This is a genomic window from Prochlorococcus sp. MIT2308 (genome assembly GCF_059772345.1).
The window spans coordinates 1,522,801-1,541,665 of the sequence record NZ_CM186283.1; the positions used below are offsets into that span (position 1 = coordinate 1,522,801).

The window sequence follows — 18,865 nt, forward strand, 5'->3', positions numbered from 1 at the left end:
ATTAAAGTTTAGAAAAAAACAATGAGTGAATCAAACGCACCGCCTAAAACTCATAAAGCTCAAGATGGTAAGGGAGTACTAATAACCACTCCTGCATTAGATCAGTTGTCTAGACTTTGCAAAGAACAAGGCCCAGGCAAACTTTTGAGAGTAGGAGTACGTTCGGGAGGATGCAGTGGTATGAGTTACACAATGGACTTTGTATCTACTGATGATATTCAAAAAGATGATGAAGTTTATGAATATTCAGTATCTGGTAGTTCGTTTAAAGTTATTTGTGATCCAAAGAGTCTTTTATACATATATGGCATGCAGTTAGATTTCAGTACAGATTTAATTGGTGGAGGCTTTAACTTTACTAATCCCAATGCATCACAAACTTGTGGCTGTGGAAGTTCCTTTGCAGTTTAACTTTGACTAAAGAATTTTTAAATTAAGAATGGATCAATCAGAGCAAAGCCTTTTTGAAAAGGCCCTTAAACGCTATAAAGCTGGTGCGGCAGCAGAGGAATTGATTGAAGATTTTCAGACAATAGCTTCTACTACACCAAACAATGCTGCAGCATGGACATGCTTGTCTTGGTTGCAATTGTTATGTGATTTGCCGCAGGAAGCTTTGCGATCCGCGCGGTATGCAGTGAAACTTAATGGCCAAGATCCACAGTCAAGAATAAATTTGAGTCTTGCACTATTAGAAACTAACTCTAAGGGGGTTAGAGATCATATTGATTATGTAAAAAGAGCTATGTTCGTTCTTCCTGAATTAGAAAAAGAATTAAAAGAATCATTTGAAGATGGTCTTTCAAGAAAACCTAATTGGAAAACGTTACTTAAAATCAAAAATTGGTTAGACCTTTGATGCTTTACAGGGTTTCCTTTAGACAATTTAATTTAATATTGCTTGAAAAGCATCATTAATAGTGGGAAAACTGAATTTAAATTTGAGCTTATTCAATCTTTGATTCCTTACATTTTGTCCCTCTAAAACCACACGAGCTCCATCTCCTAAAATTAACTTCAATATCGGTCCCGGCACTGCTAGAAGACTTGGTCTACCAAGTACTTGACCAAGTGAAGAAGAAAACTCATTCATTCTCACAGGATTTGGTGCAACCCCATTGATGACACCTGACCAAGCAGAATTTTTGATACTTTCGCTAATTAGATTACAAAAATCTGTTCTGTGTATCCAGCTCATCCATTGCTTTCCATCTCCTATGGGCCCTCCTAGACCAGCTCTAAAAATGGGAAGCATTTTCCCAAGTGCTCCGCCATCCTTAGCTAACACGATGCCTATTCTTACAATTACAAGTCTTGTCGATCTTGGTTTGTTTTTTGCAATAGATTCCCATTCATTGCATAAACTCGCTAAGAAATCATCACCAGAAATGCTCTCTTCTGTGAATTTAGTTTGAGGATGAGAGCCATAAAAACCAATTGCCGATGCATTGATAAGAACTTTCGGGGGGTTTTTTTGATTGCGTAGGTTTTCAATAAGATTTTTTGTAGTCTCTATGCGACTGTTTTTAATTTCCTTACATTGGTTTTCAGTCCATCTTTTCTCAGCAATTGGTTCGCCAGCAAGATTTATAACCCCTTCGCAGCTTTTCAACGAGTTTTGAATTTCTTCTTTACTCCAAGAAGAAGAATCAGCGGGATTCATTTGTATGACATTGATACTTTGATCATTAGTTATTGCTTTAAGTCTCTCTTTAGATTGTCTAGATAAGACTGTGAGGCTGTGTCCTTCTTTGATTAGCAACGGAATTAATTCTCTACCGACAAAACCAGTACATCCGGTAAGTAGTAATTTCATGATTTCACTAATTAGATTGAATCAGCTTAGAGGTATTTTGATTAAGTTATGGTGTTGATCAATCAAGAATATTTGCTTTATGGAGTTTGCAATTAATTAATGACATGATTTTTACCATTTTGTTTTAACTGCTATTCTTTATTTGAACATTTGAATTAAGTCATTAGCCTTTTTTACTAATTATTTGAAATGTCAGAACAAACCGGAAAAGAAGATGATTCACAATCTCCTCCAAAGATAAAAAAGAAATTAAAAAAAGGAGATCTTGTAAAAGTTGATCGTGAAAAATACTCTAATAGCTTAGAGTCTAAATCAAGTGATACTAATTTACCTGAATATATTTTTCAAGGACCTGGAGAAGTATTGATGATTAAAGGTGACTATTGTCAAATTAGGTGGAGAAGACCAGTCCCTGATGTTTGGATAAGTTCTGATCATGTAGTCTCATATTAATAAATTAATACAAATCGAAATTATAATATAAGCCATTCTTTTTTATTACTTTGTAAAAACTTTCTTTTTTTCTTCGCAAGAGCGATCATTGCTTTTCCATCATGGAGATAATTGTCTACATAGCCCATTGTGTATCGTTCTAATTCATTAACTCCATCCTCAACATGTGAAAAGCAATGATAGAGCTCCAAGCTGAAATTGCTAATAAATGATGGACTTGCAAAAGATGTGTAAATATTTTTAACCTTAGTTATTTTATTTCTACTTTTCTCAAGATATAGGCAGAAAGAATCCATTAATATTTGATCATATGGATCAGCTGATAAATCTCTTATTTTGGATGCTAAAGGATTAATTATTTCTCCTAATAATCTATCAATAGGTAGATATACATTCTGGAACCAATTTTTTATATCTTCAGATTTAGTATTATTAATAGTCTCTCTTTTATTTTTACTCTGGTTATAAACTTTTGAAACATTAGCATTATCTAAATTAAGATCTTTATGTTGTTTCCTTAATATTTGCCATGCTGAGTTGATTTCGAGCATAACTGCTGAATCACCCCCTTTATCGGGATGATGTATTTTAACAAGTTTTCTATATGCTTTTTTAATATCTTCTAGTTTTGCGCTGGGATGAACTTTTAATATTTGATATGGGTCTTTGCTCATTCTTAAATACTTATTTCATTTTTAGAGGTACTCATTCCCTTTTACTGGGTTTGAGGGGATGGATGTAAACATAGTAGTTGAGAGATATCTTTCACCAAAACTAGGCAAAATAACAACTAAGCGCTTATTGGTAAATTCAGGATGATTTCCTACTTTTAAAGCAGCAGCTACTGCAGCACCACTGCTGACACCACTAAGCAATCCTTCCTCCTTGGCAAGTCTTCTTCCTATGTCCATTGCTTCATTGTCATTGATTCTTATGACTTCATCAATTTGATTCATATCTAATACATTAGGGATGAAACCAGCACCAATGCCTTGTATCGCATGAGACCCAGGATTTCCTCCTGAGAGCACAGGGCTTGAAGAAGGTTCAACAGCAAAAACTTTGATTTTTGGATTTTGTTGTTTTAAAAATCGTGCACAACCTGTGATTGTTCCTCCTGTTCCCACTCCAGCAATTAATGCATCAAGCTTGCCCTCACAATCTTCCCAAATTTCTTCAGCGGTAGTTTTCTCATGAATATCAGGATTGGACAAATTATCGAATTGCTGCAGCAAATAAGCATTAGGTATTGAAGCAACTAATTCCTTCGCTAAATGAATAGCTCCTTGAATTCCCTCTTTGCCAGGCGTTAGTTGAAGTTCTGCTCCAAATGCTCTCAACATTGAGCGTCGTTCAGTACTCATTGTGTCAGGCATTGTAAGTATCAGCCGATAACCCTTTGCTGCTGCCACCATAGCTAAGGCAATTCCTGTGTTTCCGCTTGTTGGTTCGATAAGAACGGTATAGCCAGGTTTGATGGTGCCTTCTTTTTCTGCTGATTTGACCATTGCGCCAGCTATGCGGTCTTTTACGGATGCTGTCGGGTTGAAACTTTCTAATTTAGCTACGATTTCAGCCCTACAATTAAATTCACCTGGTAATCGATTCAATTTGACCAAGGGTGTTTGGCCAACTAAAGAAGTTATGTCATTTGCAATTGGCATGATTTTATTTTAGAAACAGGGATCAGTTACGTGGCAAAAGTTATTTAATAATTCAAGTCTTTTTTAATAATGCTTGAAAATTTGTTATTCAAAAGCTTTATTGGTCTTTTAGAGATATAAATAGGTGGAATATTTTTTTGATATTGACCGAGAGCATATCCCACAATTATCGGCCTCCAATTGTATGGATTTTTCTTTTTTGGACCATAGCTTGTGGAATAGCATTTGTCTCTTTGGGAAATTTGCCTTTAAGAGATTTCGATGAAGCAACTGTTGCAAGAGTTGCATTGGAGTTAAACCAAAAAAGTGGACTAGAACGTTTGCTTCCCTCTATCTGGGACCAACCTTATTTGAATAAACCGCCTGGCTTGCATTGGATGATATCTTTTGCAATTGGAATTAGTCGAAATTTCCAAAATAATTTTAAATTACTACCCTCTGAATTTTGTATAAGATTTTTCCCGGCACTTTTTTCTACATTTGTTGTTCCCTTGGGAGCCATGATTCAGTGGAATTTGCGTCCTAAAGATCGAATTTCTTGCATTACTACATCAGCAATTTTATTGACTTTATTGCCAATTATTAGATATGGGCGAATGGCAATGTTGGATGGAACGCAGCTTAGTGCTATTGCACTTTTATGGTTTTGCTTATCATCTATAAAAAATAATAAGTCTACTAAATTTAATTTTTTGGGAGCTGGGTTTGCCTGTAGTTTTATACTTTTACTTAAAGCTCCTGTAATTATCCCTGCACTATTTGCATCTTTATTACCTTTAATCTGGGAATATAAATCACAAAAATATTTTAATAATCTTTCATGGTCCTGGTTCTTTTATGGACTAATTCCAGGTTTTGCTTGGCACTCATGGAATATCTTTTCCTACGGGTCAGGAGCTCTCTGGCTCTGGTGGGGAGATGGAGCAGGAAGAGTTTTGTTTGAAAAAGGATCAGGTAGTGATCTGGGATTTTTGGTGCCAATAATTGAAATACTTGAAGGGGGTTGGCCTTGGATTCTTGTATGGCCCATTGGTTTTTTATGGGCATGCTTTAGTCTCAATACTCGTTGGGGAGTGTGGGCTTTTAGTACTCAGATCATTATTGCCGGAAGTGTTTTACCCTTGAAAATGCAACTTCCATGGTATATACATCCATTTTGGTTGCCTTTCGCTTTAATATGTGGCCCCCCAGTCTCTTGGTTAATTGAAAGGAAAGGTAATGATTATCTTTTTGCTAAAAAAATATTAAGTAAGATTCCGTACGTATTAACTTTGATTGGATTATGTTTAATTGTTTTTTCTTTATTAATTAAATTCAATATTCTGAATTTTGGAGAAGGTTACTTCAATATAATTTTTTATATAAGCTTAGGTTGGTGTACGGGAGGATTATTATTATCTAATCCAAGAAGGAATATTAGAAAAGTTGGTTTTGTTGGAATAATTTTTGGAAGTATTATTACTTTATTCTTTTTCGTGAGCTCTAAATTTTGGTTATGGGAAATAAATGAGAATTGGGATGTAAGACCAGTAGCTGAATTCTTATCTAGCTTTCCTGATCAACCAATATATATTCGAAATAGCTTCGAGCGTCCAAGTTTAAATTGGTATGCTCAAAAACAAATAAAAAGTTTTAACGATAAAGATCAAACTAATTGCAACCTAATTAAGAAAACTAATGATTGGGATCTTTTTACATGTAATGATTAAATAAAATATTATTATTCTGATATTTTTCACTTCTTCTGCATTTGTTTGTAAGAATTAAATGGTTATGAGGTTTTTAAAAACAAGTGTATTGTATTGAGCTTACTATTAAATTAAGTCCTTTGCCTTTGGTGGTACAAAGAAAAGAGCATGGAGATGCTCAGAGACTTTATTCTGAAGTAATTGATTCGATAAAAAAAGGCAATCAAAGCCTTTTAGAATTGACTTGTGAAAAAGTTGAAGATAAAAGAATTACTGTTCTTGTGAGTGAAATATCAGCTGTTCAGATTTATGAAAAGACCAGTAGCAGCTCTAGTAAGAGGCCTGGATTCTCATTCCAGGATTAAAAAAAAGGGATTTTAAATTTTGAAATCAACTTGGTCTGGTTACTTGGAATTCGATAAAGTTTCTTTTTCTTGGCCCTATGGAGTCAATGTTATTGATCAATTGTCTTTCTCAATTGTAAAACCTGGTTTGTGGATGATAGTGGGTGAAAATGGGAGCGGTAAAAGTACATTGTTTCGCTTGATCAGTGGGGTAATTCCCCCTAAAAGTGGAAAAATATACTGTTCGCTTAGACCATCAATGGTTTACCAAAATCCAGATCATCAATTGCTCATGCCAACATGTAAAAGTGAATTAATGCTCAGCGTTCCTAAAACCATTCCACATAGAAAATTATTTGATTTGATTCAATCTGCTCTTGAAAAAGTGGATTTAGGAGAAATGTTGGACAGACCAATTCATACCTTGAGTGGTGGCCAAAAGCAGCGATTAGCTCTTGCTAGTGCAATTGTCAGCAATTCAAATTTACTGTTACTCGATGAGCCCACAGCGCTACTGGATCCTCAAAGTCAAAATTCAGTTTTGAAAGTTGTGCAGAAGTTGACAAGTTCCTCAAAGGAACCAATAACGGCAATATGGGTGACTCATCGCTTGGAGGAATTATTTTTTTGTGATGGGGCCGCAATAGTTAAAAATGGATGTATTAGTAAATGGGATTCTGGTTCAAAAGTGTTCCAAGAATTAAAATCACTTGCCGTTAGGTAGCTAGCAAGGCTAAGTTCTTAATGTTGCAATCCTCGGTAGCTCAGCGGTAGAGCGATCGGCTGTTAACCGATTGGTCGCAGGTTCGAATCCCGCCCGGGGAGTTTAAAAAACAAATTTAAATTTGTTTAACCTTCAAAATTAGATTTTCTAGTTGCTGAACTGAAAAACAAAAATTTCTTGATTTGTAAGATAAAAACAAATCTCATTGATTTATTTATGAACATTTTTTCTTCCAGTTTTGAGAATTCCTTAACAGTAGAGCCCTGGAATCGGAAGACTTTCTAAAGACAGTTAATTTTTTTTTCTCCTTTTCAAGTCTAAAAAACAAGTCATGGCATATGATTTGCACGATTAAGGTATGGAAAAACGAATTTTCCGAATTCTGCAATAAAAACAAAATTTTGAGAGAATCATATGAAAATTTAGTAATCGCTCTTGCGGGTACTTTTAACTTGGTCATTTATCAATGAAGCCTTGCATTTTACTTATTGAAGACGACCAAGATATGAGAGATCTGGTTGCAGGGCACCTTGAGCACACTGGTTTTGATGTCCAAAAAGCTGAGGATGGTATCAAGGGCCAAGCACTTGCTTTGCAATACGCTCCCGATCTAATTCTTCTTGATTTAATGCTTCCAAAAGTTGATGGTTTAACTCTCTGTCAACGTTTAAGAAGAGATGAGAGAACAGCGGGTATTCCTATTCTCATGATCACTGCGCTAGGGGGCATAAAAGACAAAGTCACTGGCTTCAATTCTGGTGCAGATGATTACATAACAAAGCCATTTGACTTAGAGGAATTACAAGTCAGGATCAAGGCATTATTAAGGAGGACAAATCGTGCTCCACTGGGAAGTAATAATCAGCAAGAAATACTCAATTACGGTCCTCTCACACTTGTTCCTGAAAGATTTGAGGCGATCTGGTTCGAATCACCAGTACGTTTGACTCATCTAGAATTTGAATTGCTCCATTGTTTGATGCAAAGACATGGGCAGACAGTTGCACCTTCATTAATTCTAAAAGAAGTTTGGGGTTATGAACCTGATGATGATATTGAAACCATTCGTGTGCATGTAAGACATTTAAGAACAAAGCTTGAACCTGATCCTAGAAAACCAAGATTCATTAAAACTGTCTATGGTGCTGGATATTGCTTGGAATTACCAACTGGAGAAAAAATAAAAGAAATTCAGCCGTTAATAATTCAAGCTAGAGAAGCTAGCGCTATTAAAGAGAATACTGATGAAAAAGTGATTGCTTAATCAATCAAATTAATTTCTAATAATGTTACTTCCCAAGCAAGTCTTGGTTGTACGTAATTTAATAATTGTTTTCTCAGTTCTTCGAGTTTTTTTATTATATTTGAGTTTTTTTGTTTTATCCATATTCTATTTTGTTCGAAATCAATTAACCATAATTGCTGCTCTATATTAAGTTCATCAGTGATTTCTTTCGCTAATGTTAGTAATTTAATTTGATTATCTAACCTGATTTCTAGTTTTTGTCTTAACGGACTTGATATTTCTAACCAATATTGGAGATTTATTAGATACCGTCCAGGAGATCCATGTGAAAAATCGATTAGTTCCTTAATTTCTTCATTTGGAATATTATCCATTTCTCGTGCAAATTCTGATTGCTGAATGATTTTATTAACGTGATTATCATTTAGGCGTTCAAATGGGACTATTTGACATCTAGATCTAATAGTTGATAATAATTTCTCTGGTCTTTGAGTGATAAGAATAAATAATCCTGTATTTGTATCTTCAAGAGTTTTCAATAATGCATTTGATGCAGACTCATTTATTCGCTCAACATCTTCAATTAATACAATGCTTCTTTCTGCACCGAATGGCTTTTTCCCTAAGAATTCGATTATATCTTTAATTTGATTAAGCCTTATTTGTGGTCGTGATTTGATGCTTATATTTTCGAACTTTGCTTTTGTTTGTGAAATAGTTTTACCTTGCACTATATATGAAGGTTCTATCCATAATAAGTCAGGATGATTATTACTTTCTATTTTTCTTTTTGTACTCCCTTTATCAAAACTCTTATCAAGAAGAGTTTTAATAAAAACTTTTGCAGTTTTTTTTCTTCCAACTCCCTCTGGTCCAGCAAATAAATAAGCAGGAGCAATATGTCTTTTAGAGATGGCGGACTTTAAAATTTCAATTGCTAAATCTTGCCCATATATAGTTTTAAAGTTATTCATTTTATTTGCTTTTTGACAACTTGTTTATCTCCGATTTTATCTTGGATAAAATTTCTTTTTTGGAATCCATAGCAGATATGCGTTTCCATTTATTTTCTTCACACAAAGCCCTAAAGCCAAGAGAGACATTGGATAAAAACTCTTTGCCTTCTTTTTCCATTCGATCATCTTCTATATTTATTCTTCTTTTGACACTCTCTTCCACAGGTATATCTAGTAGAAATGTAATGTCTGGAGAAATATCTTGAGTAGCAATGATTTCTAGGTCTTTGATTAACTTGATATTTAATTTTCTACCATAACCTTGATAAGCAAGTGTGGATCCACAAAATCTATCGCTTATTACCCAATCCCCTTTGTTTAAAGATGGGCGAATAATTTCGTTGATGTGTTGAGCTCTATCTGCAGCATAAAGTAAAAGCTCTGTAATTGAATCTGGGCTGTATTCTTTAGAGGTATCTAATAAAAGTGATCTTAAAGATTTTCCTAGTTTAGTCCCGCCTGGCTCTCTAGTGATAACTAATTGATTATTTTCAGGAATCAAATCGGTCTCAAGAAGCCATTTTGATAATTGATTGATTTGAGTGGTTTTGCCAGAGCCATCAATACCCTCAAAAACAATAAACTTTCCTTTCATTTTGACTTTAATGAAATGGCATTAAATACAACACTTATTGAGCTCAAAGCCATCAGTAAAGCTGCTAAGGGAGGTGATAGTAATAAGCCTGATGATGGGAGAAGTAATCCTGCAGCTATTGGTAAAGCAATTAAGTTGTATCCAAATGCCCACGCAAGATTTTGTCTTATTTTGAGCATTGCTTGTCTCGAAAGTTGCAAAGCGTTGGGTAGAGCCTCCAAATTCTCTCCGAGTAAAACAAGATCAGCAGAATCCTGAGCTATTTGAGTTCCTGTCCCTATTGCTACTCCTAAGTCTGCGGAAGCAAGAGCAGGAGCATCATTGATTCCATCACCAACCATTGCGACTAAGCCATTTTTCTTTAGTTCATTTAACTTATTAAGCTTGCCTGAAGGTAACATTTGCCATTCAATTTGTTTTGAATTAAACCCTAATTTTTTTCCTAGAGATAAAACTGCTGAATCTCTATCACCACTAAATAAACTCAATGAAAAACCTTTTGAGCGTAATTTGTTAATTGAAAGTAAAGCATCTTTTCTTAATTGATCATCTATTAAGAAAAAACCTAATAATCTACTCTCCCGAGCAACTGCAACTACTGACTGAGCTTTTCTTTTTGAATGCATAAAATGTTGTTCAATTATTTCATTCCATTGAACTCCCTCACTTCTTATCCATTCTGGCGTTCCGACTCTAATCAATCCCTCTAAATTATTAATTTTGCCTGATAAGCCTTTCCCTGCAAATGTAGTTGAGGAAGTGACTTTCTCTAATTTAATTTCTTTTTTATGTGCTTCTTGAATAATTGCTTGTGCGAGAGGGTGTCGACTATCTTGTTCGATGCTTGCGGCTAATTTGAGCATCTCATCCCTAGATGAATCTTGGTTTTCCCATGAGCCAACAATTAAAGGCCTTCCAATTGTCAGTGTTCCTGTTTTATCAAAAACGATCTGACTGATTTTGGATGACATTTCTATCACATCTCCGCCCTTGAAAAGCCAACCTCTTTTTGCAGCTTCCCCAGAGGCAACAGTTATTACTGTTGGCGTCGCAAGACCTAGAGCACATGGACAGGCAACAACTAAAACGGCTATTGACAATTGAAATGAGAGCCCAATTGGTGTTTGCGTTGTATTCATTAAATGATCATGCAAATGATGACTTTGCATGAAACCTTGATTAGAGACTTCTAAAACTTCTGGCCATATTCTTGTTCCTATCTTCCACCAAAAAAGAAAAGTAAAAAAGGAGAGAGTTGTCACTGCATAGCAAAAAATTCCTGCAACCTTGTCTGCTAAACCTTGAATTGGGGCTTTTCTTGCTTGGGCTTCTTCAACTAAATTTATAATCTTTGCTATTGCAGTATCAGAACCTATTTTTTGTACTTCTAAAATAAGAGTTGATTCTAAATTTAAGCTTCCAGATGGGAGCTCGACACCAGGTGATGCCTCTAATGGTAAGGATTCACCAGTCAGACTGGAGATATCTACTGCCGAATTACCCTTTACAACTAAACCATCAACAGGGATTCTATCTCCTGCTAATAATTGAATTTTTTCTCCTGGTCTTAGAGCGCCTATTCTTATCTCACGAGTTTCATTGTTATCTAAAACCAGGTTGGCTATGTCTGGCTGTAACTTGGCTAATTCTTTTAATGCTGTACCTGTGTTTACTCGAGCTCTTTCTTCTAAAAAACGTCCTAATAAAACAAATCCAAGTAGCATTACCGGCTCATTGAAAAAACATGGCCAACCAACTTTTGGCCAAATTAAAGCAGTTATACTTGCTAAGTAGGCACTTAGTACTCCAAGACTAACTAAGGTATCCATGGTCGGAGTAAGATTAAGGGCCGCCTGGAAACCTGCTTTTAAGATTCCCTTGCCTGGGCCCAGTAAAGCAAATGTTGCGAGTGCTGCATGAAAAGGTAATGAACCAATCAGGGGCATGGATATTTGTTGCCCCTCTACTAAATGTCCCAATCCAGAGAGAATGAGAAGTGCAGTAGCTATTATTAGTTGTCGCCATTTATTCCATAAAGTTTGATTGTCATTTTTTTCTAATTCAATATTGTTTGAAATCGTTTGGTAATCTCTTTCCTTGGCAGGAAAACCCTTAGATGAAAGAGTTCTTATTACATCATTTAAGGAATTATTAAGTTCTTTAAGTTCTACAAAAGCTGTTTTTGTAACTAAATTAACGCTCGCGTTACTTATGTTTGGGTCGCTTTTAAGGATTTTTTCGACTGCCTGTACACAACTTCCGCATTTCATACCATCTACATCAAGCAAAATTGAATTTTTGCTTTGTGCAATTTTTTTGTTGCTCAAGGGAATATAAATACTTGATACTTATTCTAAATTTAATAAATAAATAGCATGTTGCATTTATTTAATAATTTATTAATACACATAATTAGTTACATTTTATATATCCATTTTTTCTATTTCCAAGCACGATAGAATATGTTTATTGAAATTGGTTCAATCCGTGCCACGAAGTCAAAACAAAGACAATTTTCTTGATAAGGCCTTCACGAAGATGGCTGAGGGAATAGTCAAAGTGATGCCAATTGCCTCTAAAGAAAAAGAGGCCTATCTTTATTACAGAAAAGGTCTAGCAGCACAAAATGATGGAGATTATTCAGAGGCTCTTGAGTACTACGAAGAGAGCTTAAAACTTGAGGATAATCAAGTTGATAGAGGAGAGACATTAAAAAACATGGCAATTATTTACATGAGTAATGGAGATGAAGAGAGGGCACTAGATACATATAAAAAAGCTTTAGGGCAAAATCCAAAACAGCCTTCTTGTTTGAAAAATATGGGATTAATTTATGAAAAAAGAGGCAGAATGGCTCAAAGGAATGGAAATCAAGATGAAGGTGATATCTGGTTTGATCAGGCAGCTGAAGTTTGGAGTAAAGCTGTACGACTCTATCCAGGTGGATATTTAGATATAGAGAATTGGCTTAAGACAACAGGGAGAGGAAATGTTGATGTTTATTTATAAAATAACAAAACCCCAAATTAAATATTATTTAATGCATAGACTAACGCTTGATTTATATTAGAGGCTTTTAATATTTTAAATTTTTTATTTGATTCAATCTGACTTGTATCTATTCCATTTGGGATGATTAATGTTTTATACCCAAGTCTGATAACCTCATTAATTCGTTGTTGCATTTGTCTGACCAATCTTAATTGACCGGCTAGACCTATTTCACCTATAAAAACCACACCTTCTGCAAGCTCAATATCCTTAAAACTCGAAACTATTGCTGCTGCTATTCCAAGATCAGCTCCTGGCTCTTCTACATTTAATCCTCCAGCAACAGCTAAATAACAGTCATATTTTGAGAGTGAGAGATTCATATTTTTTTCTAGAACTGCCAAGATTTGATGAAGCCTGTTTATCTCAATACCCGTGGTAGTTCTTCTGGGACTTGCATAACTAGTGGGATTTAAAAGTGCTTGTATATCTATGGCTAGTGGCCTTGTCCCCTCGCAAGTGACAATTGTCGAAATGCCAGGGGCAGAGATTTTGCTTAAGAATAGTTCGCTTGGATTAGATACTTCCGATAATCCATCTGCTTGCATTTCAAAAACACCAAGCTCACAAGTTGCACCAAACCGATTTTTTACCCCTCTAAGTAGTCTGTGAGAAGCAAATCTATCGCCCTCAAAAGTAAGTACTGCATCAACAAGATGCTCAAGCACTTTTGGTCCGGCAAGCATGCCATCCTTAGTGACGTGCCCAATGATTAAAAGAGATATGTTTTCTCGTTTCGCAATTTGCTGTAAAGCTGCTGAACATTCTCTAACTTGAGCAACTGAGCCAGGTGAGCTTGATAAGCTCTGATCATGTAAAGCTTGAATGCTATCAATAACTGCAACTTCAGGTTTTAAATAATTAAGCTCTTTTATTACTAATTCTAAATCGGTTTCTGCAAGTAAATGAAGATTGGACTCAGAGTTTTCTATTCGATTCCATCTAAGTTTGACTTGTTGAGCAGATTCTTCAGCAGCCACATAAAGAACAGATCTATGGTGTGAAATTTTGGTGGCACTTTGCAAAATGAGAGTACTTTTTCCAATACCTGGGTCTCCCCCAATCAATACAAGTGATCCAGGTACTAAACCGCCTCCTAGTACTCTGTCTAACTCATCATATCCACTTGGAATGCGATCAATGATTTGGTCTTTTGCTTGGCTTATCAGCTCTGAACGATAGGGAGTTTTCTCTTTGGGAGAATTAATCTTTGTGTAAATAGATTTTTCTGATTTTTGATTAATTTTTTCTTCTATTATTGAATTCCATTCCCCACAATTGTTGCAGCGGCCAAAGAATTGCCTGGTTTGAGCACCGCAACTTTGACAGACATAAATAGAGACAGATCGAGACACTTAGTTGTAAAAAGGAAGTTGGCTGTAGTTGAATAAAGATAGTGATCTTTATTGTTGGTGAACCTTCACTTAAGATCTTGTGACAGCCGCCAAAACTAAGGAAGAAATGACGGCCACAAGTCCCTCAAAGGAAACCATCCTCGTAGCTGATGATGAGGCGAGTATTAGGAGAATCCTAGAAACTCGTCTATCCATGATTGGCTATCAAGTCGTTACGGCTTGTGATGGAAACGAGGCACTGGATCTCTTCAGAAATTGTGAGCCTGATTTGGTTGTCCTTGATGTCATGATGCCTAAATTAGATGGATATGGAGTTTGTCAGGAATTAAGAAAGGAATCAGATGTCCCAATAGTCATGTTGACAGCATTGGGAGATGTTGCAGACAGAATTACTGGTTTAGAGCTTGGTGCTGATGATTACGTTGTTAAACCATTTAGTCCAAAAGAATTGGAAGCAAGGATCAGGTGTGTTTTAAGAAGAGTTGAAAAAGAACAAATAGCAGGACTGCCTAATTCCGGAGTTATTGCTGTTATGAATTTAAAGATTGATACAAATAAACGTCAGGTTTACAGAAATGATGAACGAATTAGATTAACAGGAATGGAATTTAGTCTTTTAGAACTTTTAGTTAGTCGGTCAGGTGAACCTTTTAGTAGAGGGGAGATTTTGAAAGAAGTTTGGGGGTATACACCTGAAAGACATGTTGATACGAGAGTGGTTGATGTACATATTTCTAGACTAAGATCAAAACTTGAGGATGATCCAGCTAATCCGGAACTAATTCTTACTGCAAGAGGAACAGGTTATCTTTTTCAAAGAATTGTTGATTCAATGATTCCTGAAGGCTCATAAATCAGTGGAAAAAAATCACCAAAATAATAAATTAAATCGTTCTAAGGCAATTAGGCGATTGGTGATTTGGTACCGTCGAAATTCAGCTGTTACTAGTCTTGTTGACACTGCAACAAGCTCAGCTACGGCAGCAACTAATGTCGCTGGAACAGTTGTTTCTAATGCTGGTTCTGTTGTTACAAGCGCTGGATCGATAGCTAGAAGCACACTAGAGCCATTTGTATTTGATCCTCTTAGAAGACTTCAAGTTGGAGACAGTACAGAAGATAAAAATGAAATTCAAGATTCCGAAAGGGTTTGGGTCGCTGTCGATGGAATGGGAGGAGATCTTGCACCTGGAGCGATACTTGATGGGTGTTTGAAAGCTTTGTCATTGCTTCCATTAAAAATTAAATTTGTAGGTGAAATTGAGAAAGTACAAAAAGCAGCGATTGAATTTGGCTTAGAAGATTCTTTAGAGAGAGCATTAGAAAATGGCAATTTTGAATTAATTCCCAGTGGACTCTCAGTTGGCATGGATGAAGAAGCCACTGCAGTGCGAAAAAAAAAGGATTCGAGCATAAATATTGCAATGAAATTAGTTAAAGAAGGAAAAGCTATGGGTGTCTATTCAGCTGGGAACTCCGGAGCAATGATGGCCTCAGCGATATTCAAGTTGGGACGTTTAAAAGGAATTGATCGTCCAGCAATTGGAGCATTATTCCCAACAAAAGATCCTGGTCAACCAGTATTGGTTTTAGATGTTGGGGCAAATATGGACTGTAAACCAACGTATTTGCATCAATTTGCTCTTTTGGGAAATATTTATTGTCGAGATGTTTTGCAGGTCGCAAAGCCAAGAATAGGATTATTAAATATTGGAGAAGAATCTTGTAAAGGGAATGATCTTTCTCTGGAAACTTATAAACTTTTAAGTACTGAAGAACGTTTTTGCTTTTCTGGAAATTGTGAAGGCAGAGATGTCTTATCAGGTGATTTTGATGTTGTGGTTTGTGATGGATTTACAGGAAACGTTTTGCTGAAATTTTTAGAGTCAGTTGGTAGTGTTCTTTTGGGAGTTTTGAGGGCTGAGTTGCCTAGAGGTAGACGGGGTAAAGTAGGTTCTGCTTTTTTAAGAAATAATTTAAAACGCATTAAGAAACGTTTAGATCATGCTGAACATGGTGGAGCGTTACTTCTAGGAATAAATGGAATTTGTGTAATTGGTCATGGTGGAAGTAAAGCTTTATCTGTTTTAAGTGCTTTGAGAGTTGTTCATTCTGCTGCAAGTCATGGAGTAATGGATGATTTAGCTAATCTCAATAAAACAGATGTCTTATAGGTCTGATAGGAACTGTCCTGTCCTAACATGTGAATGACTTATGAAATGAAGGCTTTTTTTAGATTTGAATAGGAACTCTAAATGTGACTCAGGAATATCTTTTGTGGGGTGTGGAAGCGCCACGCCTAAAAAGATAATCAACAATAATCAACTTAGCCAGAGAGTAGATACTAATGATGAATGGATTCAAAGTAGAACTGGAATTGAAGAAAGAAGAGTTATAGGAGAGAAAGAATCTCTTATTAATTTGGCGACAGATGCAGCTCTTAATGCTGTAAAGATGGCTAATTGGGATGTAAAAACTATTGATTTGATAATTCTTGCAACATCTACTCCAGAAGATTTATTTGGCTCTGCGCCTAAAATACAATCAAATTTGAAAGCCTCCAATGCAGTCGCTTTTGATTTAACTGCTGCTTGTAGCGGTTTTTTATTTGCTTTGGTAACTGCATCACAATATTTAGCTTCTGGGTCTATGAAAAGAGCTGTTGTTATTGGAGCCGACCAATTGTCAAAATGGGTAGATTGGGATGATAGAAAGACTTGCGTTTTGTTTGGAGATGGAGCAGGAGCAGTAGCTATTGAAACCACTGATAATAAAGATGGTTTAATTGGATATGATTTGAAGTCTGACGGCAGTAAAGGAGGTTGTTTAAATCTCTTTCAATCAAATAATTTTTTAGATTTAGTTCAAGGAGCTAAACATCAAAAAGGGGAATATTTACCGATCAAAATGGAGGGGAAAGAAGTTTATAAGTTTGCAGTGAAAGAAGTTCCAATTATTCTTGGAGAACTTTTAGATAAATATCAAATACAGCCTGAAAGTATAGATTGGCTCTTGTTACACCAGGCTAATCAAAGAATTCTCGATGCTGTAGCTTCACGATTTTCAATACCGTCTGAAAAAGTGCTTTCAAATTTAAAACACTATGGCAATACCTCCGCAGCAACAATTCCATTGATGCTTGATGAGGCAGTTAGAGATCAAAGGATCAAATCAGGAGATTTAATAGCTTGTAGTGGATTTGGTGCTGGTTTGAGTTGGGGAGCCGCGTTGTTTTTTTGGCATGGTCCCTATTAGGCTGCTAAACAATTAATCAAATAAATTATGACTATTGCCTGGGTCTTTCCTGGTCAAGGCTCTCAAAAAATAGGGATGGCAAATTCGTTAATAGATTTGCCTGGTTCGAGAGAAAGATTTGAATTAGCTTCTCAAATTCTTGGACGAGATCTTTGGAAAATCTGTTGTGGTGAGAGTATTCCTAACGAAGAAATTTATGATTTAAACGATACTAGAAACACGCAACCTGCACTTTTTGTGGTTGAGTCACTATTGGTTGATGATTTAAAAAGACAAGAAAGGGAGACCCAAATAATTGCAGGTCATAGTCTCGGCGAGATAGTTGGTCTTTATTCAGCAGATGTTTTAGATGCGGAGAAAGCGTTGAGGCTATTAAAGAAAAGATCTGAATTAATGGCAGCTGCAGGAGGCGGTGCAATGATTGCTGTTTTGGGTTTTGATCGCGATGAATTAGATGAGTTGATTAGAGCAACTGAGGGGGCAGCAATAGCTAATGATAATAGTGAATCCCAAGTTGTTTTATCTGGTTTACCAGATGCGGTGAAGAAAGTGGCTGATAATTTAAAATGTAAAAAAGCAATTCCTTTACAAGTTTCGGGGGCCTTTCACTCCACATTTATGACTGAAGCATCTCAAAGCTTTGCTGAGGAACTTGATCAATTAACTTTTCAAGATGCTCAGGTACCGGTTCTTAGTAATGTTGATCCGACTCCAACTGTAGATGGTGGAAGTTTGAAAGAACGCCTGAAAAAACAAATGACTACTGGGGTTAGGTGGAGAGAGACTATGAATGTCATGCAAAACGAAGGAATAACAACAATGGTTGAAATTGGACCTGGAAATGTACTTAGTGGTCTTGCTAAAAGATCAATGAAAGGAGTCCTGACTAGTCAAATCTCCAATGCAAGTGATTTAGGTTATTGATTTTGGAACAATCAAAAATAGTTGAGGGAGTTGAAACTATCAATCAAGCAATGCCTCGACAGAGCTTTGTTTATGCTTGCGTCAGTTATCTCTTTGTTTTTCCAATTTTTCGTTTTTTGTTTAGAGGTAAAACAATAGGGATTTCGAATTTACCCAAGACCGGCGGAGTTGTAGTTGTCTCTAATCATGGTTCTCATTTGGATCCACCAATATTGGGGCATGCTCTGGGCAGACCGGTAGCTTTTATGGCAAAGTCTGAACTTTTCAGAATACCAATTTTGGCATCTATAATTTCAGCCTGTGGGGCTTATCCAGTTAAGAGGGGTGCTGGAGATAGAGAGGCATTAAGAACTGCCTCTAATAGAATAAATAAAGGTTGGGCCACTGGTGTGTTTTTGGATGGAACCAGACAAGAGAATGGGAGGGTTAATGAACCTAAAGCAGGAGCGGCTCTTCTTGCAGGCAGGACAGGTTGCCCTATCCTTCCTGTTGCAATAGTCAATAGTCATAGAGCTTTCCCAAAAGGATCCTTTCTCCCTAGATTTGTATCTATTCATTTAAGAGTTGGTGAATTAATTCAACCCCCTAAAACACGGAAAAGAGAAGATCTATCATCAACAACTAAAGAAATTCAAATAGCTATAAATTCAATGCTTGATAAAGGTCTAATTATAAATAATTCAGCTCAGGCTATCTCCCATTGATAATAAAATAATATTGTAACTTATAAATTT

At 36.0% G+C, this 18,865-nt stretch carries 20 protein-coding genes and 1 tRNA gene; 14 read left to right on the forward strand and 7 right to left on the reverse strand.

All coding sequences use genetic code 11. The features are described from left to right. The first annotated feature begins 21 nt into the window (after nucleotides 1-21). Both AC6EIW_RS08730 and AC6EIW_RS08735 read left to right on the forward strand, forming a co-directional pair. Nucleotides 22-411: a HesB/IscA family protein gene (locus AC6EIW_RS08730; RefSeq protein ID WP_498520271.1), complete on the forward strand. Its 390-nt coding sequence runs from the start codon at nucleotides 22-24 to the stop codon at nucleotides 409-411. Between the two features lie 28 nt (nucleotides 412-439). Beyond that, complete coding sequence (locus tag AC6EIW_RS08735; RefSeq protein WP_498520272.1) at nucleotides 440-859, forward strand: tetratricopeptide repeat protein; 420 nt, start codon at nucleotides 440-442, stop codon at nucleotides 857-859. Between the two features lie 27 nt (nucleotides 860-886). Here the strand turns inward: AC6EIW_RS08735 and AC6EIW_RS08740 are convergent, their stop codons facing one another. Then, a complete protein-coding gene (locus AC6EIW_RS08740; protein WP_498520273.1) occupies nucleotides 887-1,816 on the reverse strand; it encodes a TIGR01777 family oxidoreductase in 930 nt (309 codons plus the stop codon). Nucleotides 1,817-2,005: 189 nt separating this feature from the next. On the opposite strand from AC6EIW_RS08740, the gene AC6EIW_RS08745 reads away from it, so the two are divergent. Continuing rightward, nucleotides 2,006-2,269, forward strand: coding sequence for an NAD(P)H-quinone oxidoreductase subunit O (locus tag AC6EIW_RS08745; RefSeq protein ID WP_498520274.1), 264 nt, complete (start codon nucleotides 2,006-2,008; stop codon nucleotides 2,267-2,269). 20 nt (nucleotides 2,270-2,289) lie between these two features. On the opposite strand, the gene AC6EIW_RS08750 is transcribed toward AC6EIW_RS08745, so the two are convergent. Continuing rightward, nucleotides 2,290-2,943 carry a J domain-containing protein gene (locus AC6EIW_RS08750; RefSeq protein ID WP_498520275.1) on the reverse strand — a complete coding sequence of 218 codons (654 nt, stop codon included), beginning with the start codon at nucleotides 2,941-2,943 and terminating at the stop codon, nucleotides 2,290-2,292. 21 nt (nucleotides 2,944-2,964) lie between these two features. Further along, entirely contained in the window at nucleotides 2,965-3,933 is a 969-nt protein-coding gene (gene cysK, locus AC6EIW_RS08755; protein ID WP_498520276.1) for a cysteine synthase A, read from the reverse strand. Between the two features lie 143 nt (nucleotides 3,934-4,076). Here cysK and AC6EIW_RS08760 point away from each other — a divergent pair, with 143 nt between their 5' ends. From AC6EIW_RS08760 to AC6EIW_RS08780, 5 genes are all read left to right on the forward strand, one after another. After that, nucleotides 4,077-5,642 carry an ArnT family glycosyltransferase gene (locus AC6EIW_RS08760; RefSeq protein ID WP_498520277.1) on the forward strand — a complete coding sequence of 522 codons (1,566 nt, stop codon included), beginning with the start codon at nucleotides 4,077-4,079 and terminating at the stop codon, nucleotides 5,640-5,642. 83 nt (nucleotides 5,643-5,725) lie between these two features. Further along, the gene (locus AC6EIW_RS08765; protein ID WP_498462018.1) at nucleotides 5,726-5,986 is read left to right on the forward strand and encodes a UPF0367 protein family; all 261 of its coding nucleotides are present in this window, start codon (nucleotides 5,726-5,728) and stop codon (nucleotides 5,984-5,986) included. 16 nt (nucleotides 5,987-6,002) lie between these two features. Then, the gene (locus AC6EIW_RS08770) at nucleotides 6,003-6,689 is read left to right on the forward strand and encodes an ABC transporter ATP-binding protein (RefSeq protein WP_498521635.1); all 687 of its coding nucleotides are present in this window, start codon (nucleotides 6,003-6,005) and stop codon (nucleotides 6,687-6,689) included. Between the two features lie 29 nt (nucleotides 6,690-6,718). Beyond that, nucleotides 6,719-6,790: transfer RNA gene (locus AC6EIW_RS08775), tRNA-Asn, on the forward strand. A 365-nt stretch (nucleotides 6,791-7,155) separates the two neighbouring features. Then, entirely contained in the window at nucleotides 7,156-7,953 is a 798-nt protein-coding gene (locus tag AC6EIW_RS08780) for a response regulator transcription factor (RefSeq protein WP_498520278.1), read from the forward strand. On the opposite strand, the gene AC6EIW_RS08785 is transcribed toward AC6EIW_RS08780, so the two are convergent. Genes AC6EIW_RS08785 through AC6EIW_RS08795 form a run of 3 tightly spaced genes read right to left on the reverse strand, consistent with a single transcriptional unit; the run spans nucleotide 7,950 to nucleotide 11,873 of the window. After that, nucleotides 7,950-8,909 carry a DNA polymerase III subunit delta' gene (locus AC6EIW_RS08785; RefSeq protein WP_498520279.1) on the reverse strand — a complete coding sequence of 320 codons (960 nt, stop codon included), beginning with the start codon at nucleotides 8,907-8,909 and terminating at the stop codon, nucleotides 7,950-7,952. The two genes, AC6EIW_RS08780 and AC6EIW_RS08785, sit on opposite strands and share 4 nt — an antisense overlap. A gap of 1 nt (nucleotide 8,910) precedes the next feature. Next, nucleotides 8,911-9,546: a dTMP kinase gene (tmk, locus tag AC6EIW_RS08790; RefSeq protein WP_498520280.1), complete on the reverse strand. Its 636-nt coding sequence runs from the start codon at nucleotides 9,544-9,546 to the stop codon at nucleotides 8,911-8,913. Continuing rightward, nucleotides 9,543-11,873 carry a heavy metal translocating P-type ATPase gene (locus AC6EIW_RS08795; RefSeq protein ID WP_498520281.1) on the reverse strand — a complete coding sequence of 777 codons (2,331 nt, stop codon included), beginning with the start codon at nucleotides 11,871-11,873 and terminating at the stop codon, nucleotides 9,543-9,545. The genes tmk and AC6EIW_RS08795 overlap by 4 nt, the downstream gene beginning before the upstream one ends. A gap of 160 nt (nucleotides 11,874-12,033) precedes the next feature. Here AC6EIW_RS08795 and AC6EIW_RS08800 point away from each other — a divergent pair, with 160 nt between their 5' ends. Then, complete coding sequence (locus tag AC6EIW_RS08800; protein WP_498462024.1) at nucleotides 12,034-12,555, forward strand: photosystem I assembly protein Ycf3; 522 nt, start codon at nucleotides 12,034-12,036, stop codon at nucleotides 12,553-12,555. 17 nt (nucleotides 12,556-12,572) lie between these two features. Here the strand turns inward: AC6EIW_RS08800 and radA are convergent, their stop codons facing one another. Continuing rightward, on the reverse strand, nucleotides 12,573-13,952 hold the full coding sequence (radA, locus tag AC6EIW_RS08805; protein ID WP_498520282.1) for a DNA repair protein RadA: 1,380 nt from the start codon (nucleotides 13,950-13,952) through the stop codon (nucleotides 12,573-12,575). Between the two features lie 106 nt (nucleotides 13,953-14,058). On the opposite strand from radA, the gene rpaB reads away from it, so the two are divergent. The 5 genes from rpaB (at nucleotide 14,059) to AC6EIW_RS08830 (ending at nucleotide 18,835) form a co-directional block, all read left to right on the forward strand. Further along, nucleotides 14,059-14,805: a response regulator transcription factor RpaB gene (gene rpaB, locus AC6EIW_RS08810; protein WP_011294133.1), complete on the forward strand. Its 747-nt coding sequence runs from the start codon at nucleotides 14,059-14,061 to the stop codon at nucleotides 14,803-14,805. 4 nt (nucleotides 14,806-14,809) lie between these two features. Next, on the forward strand, nucleotides 14,810-16,126 hold the full coding sequence (gene plsX / locus AC6EIW_RS08815; protein ID WP_498520283.1) for a phosphate acyltransferase PlsX: 1,317 nt from the start codon (nucleotides 14,810-14,812) through the stop codon (nucleotides 16,124-16,126). 64 nt (nucleotides 16,127-16,190) lie between these two features. Continuing rightward, on the forward strand, nucleotides 16,191-17,207 hold the full coding sequence (locus tag AC6EIW_RS08820) for a beta-ketoacyl-ACP synthase III (protein WP_498520284.1): 1,017 nt from the start codon (nucleotides 16,191-16,193) through the stop codon (nucleotides 17,205-17,207). 27 nt (nucleotides 17,208-17,234) lie between these two features. After that, on the forward strand, nucleotides 17,235-18,131 hold the full coding sequence (gene fabD, locus AC6EIW_RS08825; RefSeq protein ID WP_498520285.1) for an ACP S-malonyltransferase: 897 nt from the start codon (nucleotides 17,235-17,237) through the stop codon (nucleotides 18,129-18,131). 50 nt (nucleotides 18,132-18,181) lie between these two features. Then, the gene (locus tag AC6EIW_RS08830; protein ID WP_498521636.1) at nucleotides 18,182-18,835 is read left to right on the forward strand and encodes a lysophospholipid acyltransferase family protein; all 654 of its coding nucleotides are present in this window, start codon (nucleotides 18,182-18,184) and stop codon (nucleotides 18,833-18,835) included. Nucleotides 18,836-18,865 lie beyond the last annotated feature (30 nt).

Coding starts and splice junctions, on each gene's coding strand:
- AC6EIW_RS08730 (WP_498520271.1), top strand. CDS start 22: ATGAGTGAATCAAACGCACCGCCTAAAACTCATAAAGCTCAAGATGGT.
- AC6EIW_RS08735 (WP_498520272.1), top strand. CDS start 440: ATGGATCAATCAGAGCAAAGCCTTTTTGAAAAGGCCCTTAAACGCTAT.
- AC6EIW_RS08740 (WP_498520273.1), bottom strand. CDS start 1,816: ATGAAATTACTACTTACCGGATGTACTGGTTTTGTCGGTAGAGAATTA.
- AC6EIW_RS08745 (WP_498520274.1), top strand. CDS start 2,006: ATGTCAGAACAAACCGGAAAAGAAGATGATTCACAATCTCCTCCAAAG.
- AC6EIW_RS08750 (WP_498520275.1), bottom strand. CDS start 2,943: ATGAGCAAAGACCCATATCAAATATTAAAAGTTCATCCCAGCGCAAAA.
- cysK (WP_498520276.1), bottom strand. CDS start 3,933: ATGCCAATTGCAAATGACATAACTTCTTTAGTTGGCCAAACACCCTTG.
- AC6EIW_RS08780 (WP_498520278.1), top strand. CDS start 7,156: ATGAAGCCTTGCATTTTACTTATTGAAGACGACCAAGATATGAGAGAT.
- AC6EIW_RS08785 (WP_498520279.1), bottom strand. CDS start 8,909: ATGAATAACTTTAAAACTATATATGGGCAAGATTTAGCAATTGAAATT.
- tmk (WP_498520280.1), bottom strand. CDS start 9,546: ATGAAAGGAAAGTTTATTGTTTTTGAGGGTATTGATGGCTCTGGCAAA.
- rpaB (WP_011294133.1), top strand. CDS start 14,059: ATGACGGCCACAAGTCCCTCAAAGGAAACCATCCTCGTAGCTGATGAT.
- fabD (WP_498520285.1), top strand. CDS start 17,235: ATGACTATTGCCTGGGTCTTTCCTGGTCAAGGCTCTCAAAAAATAGGG.
- AC6EIW_RS08830 (WP_498521636.1), top strand. CDS start 18,182: ATGCCTCGACAGAGCTTTGTTTATGCTTGCGTCAGTTATCTCTTTGTT.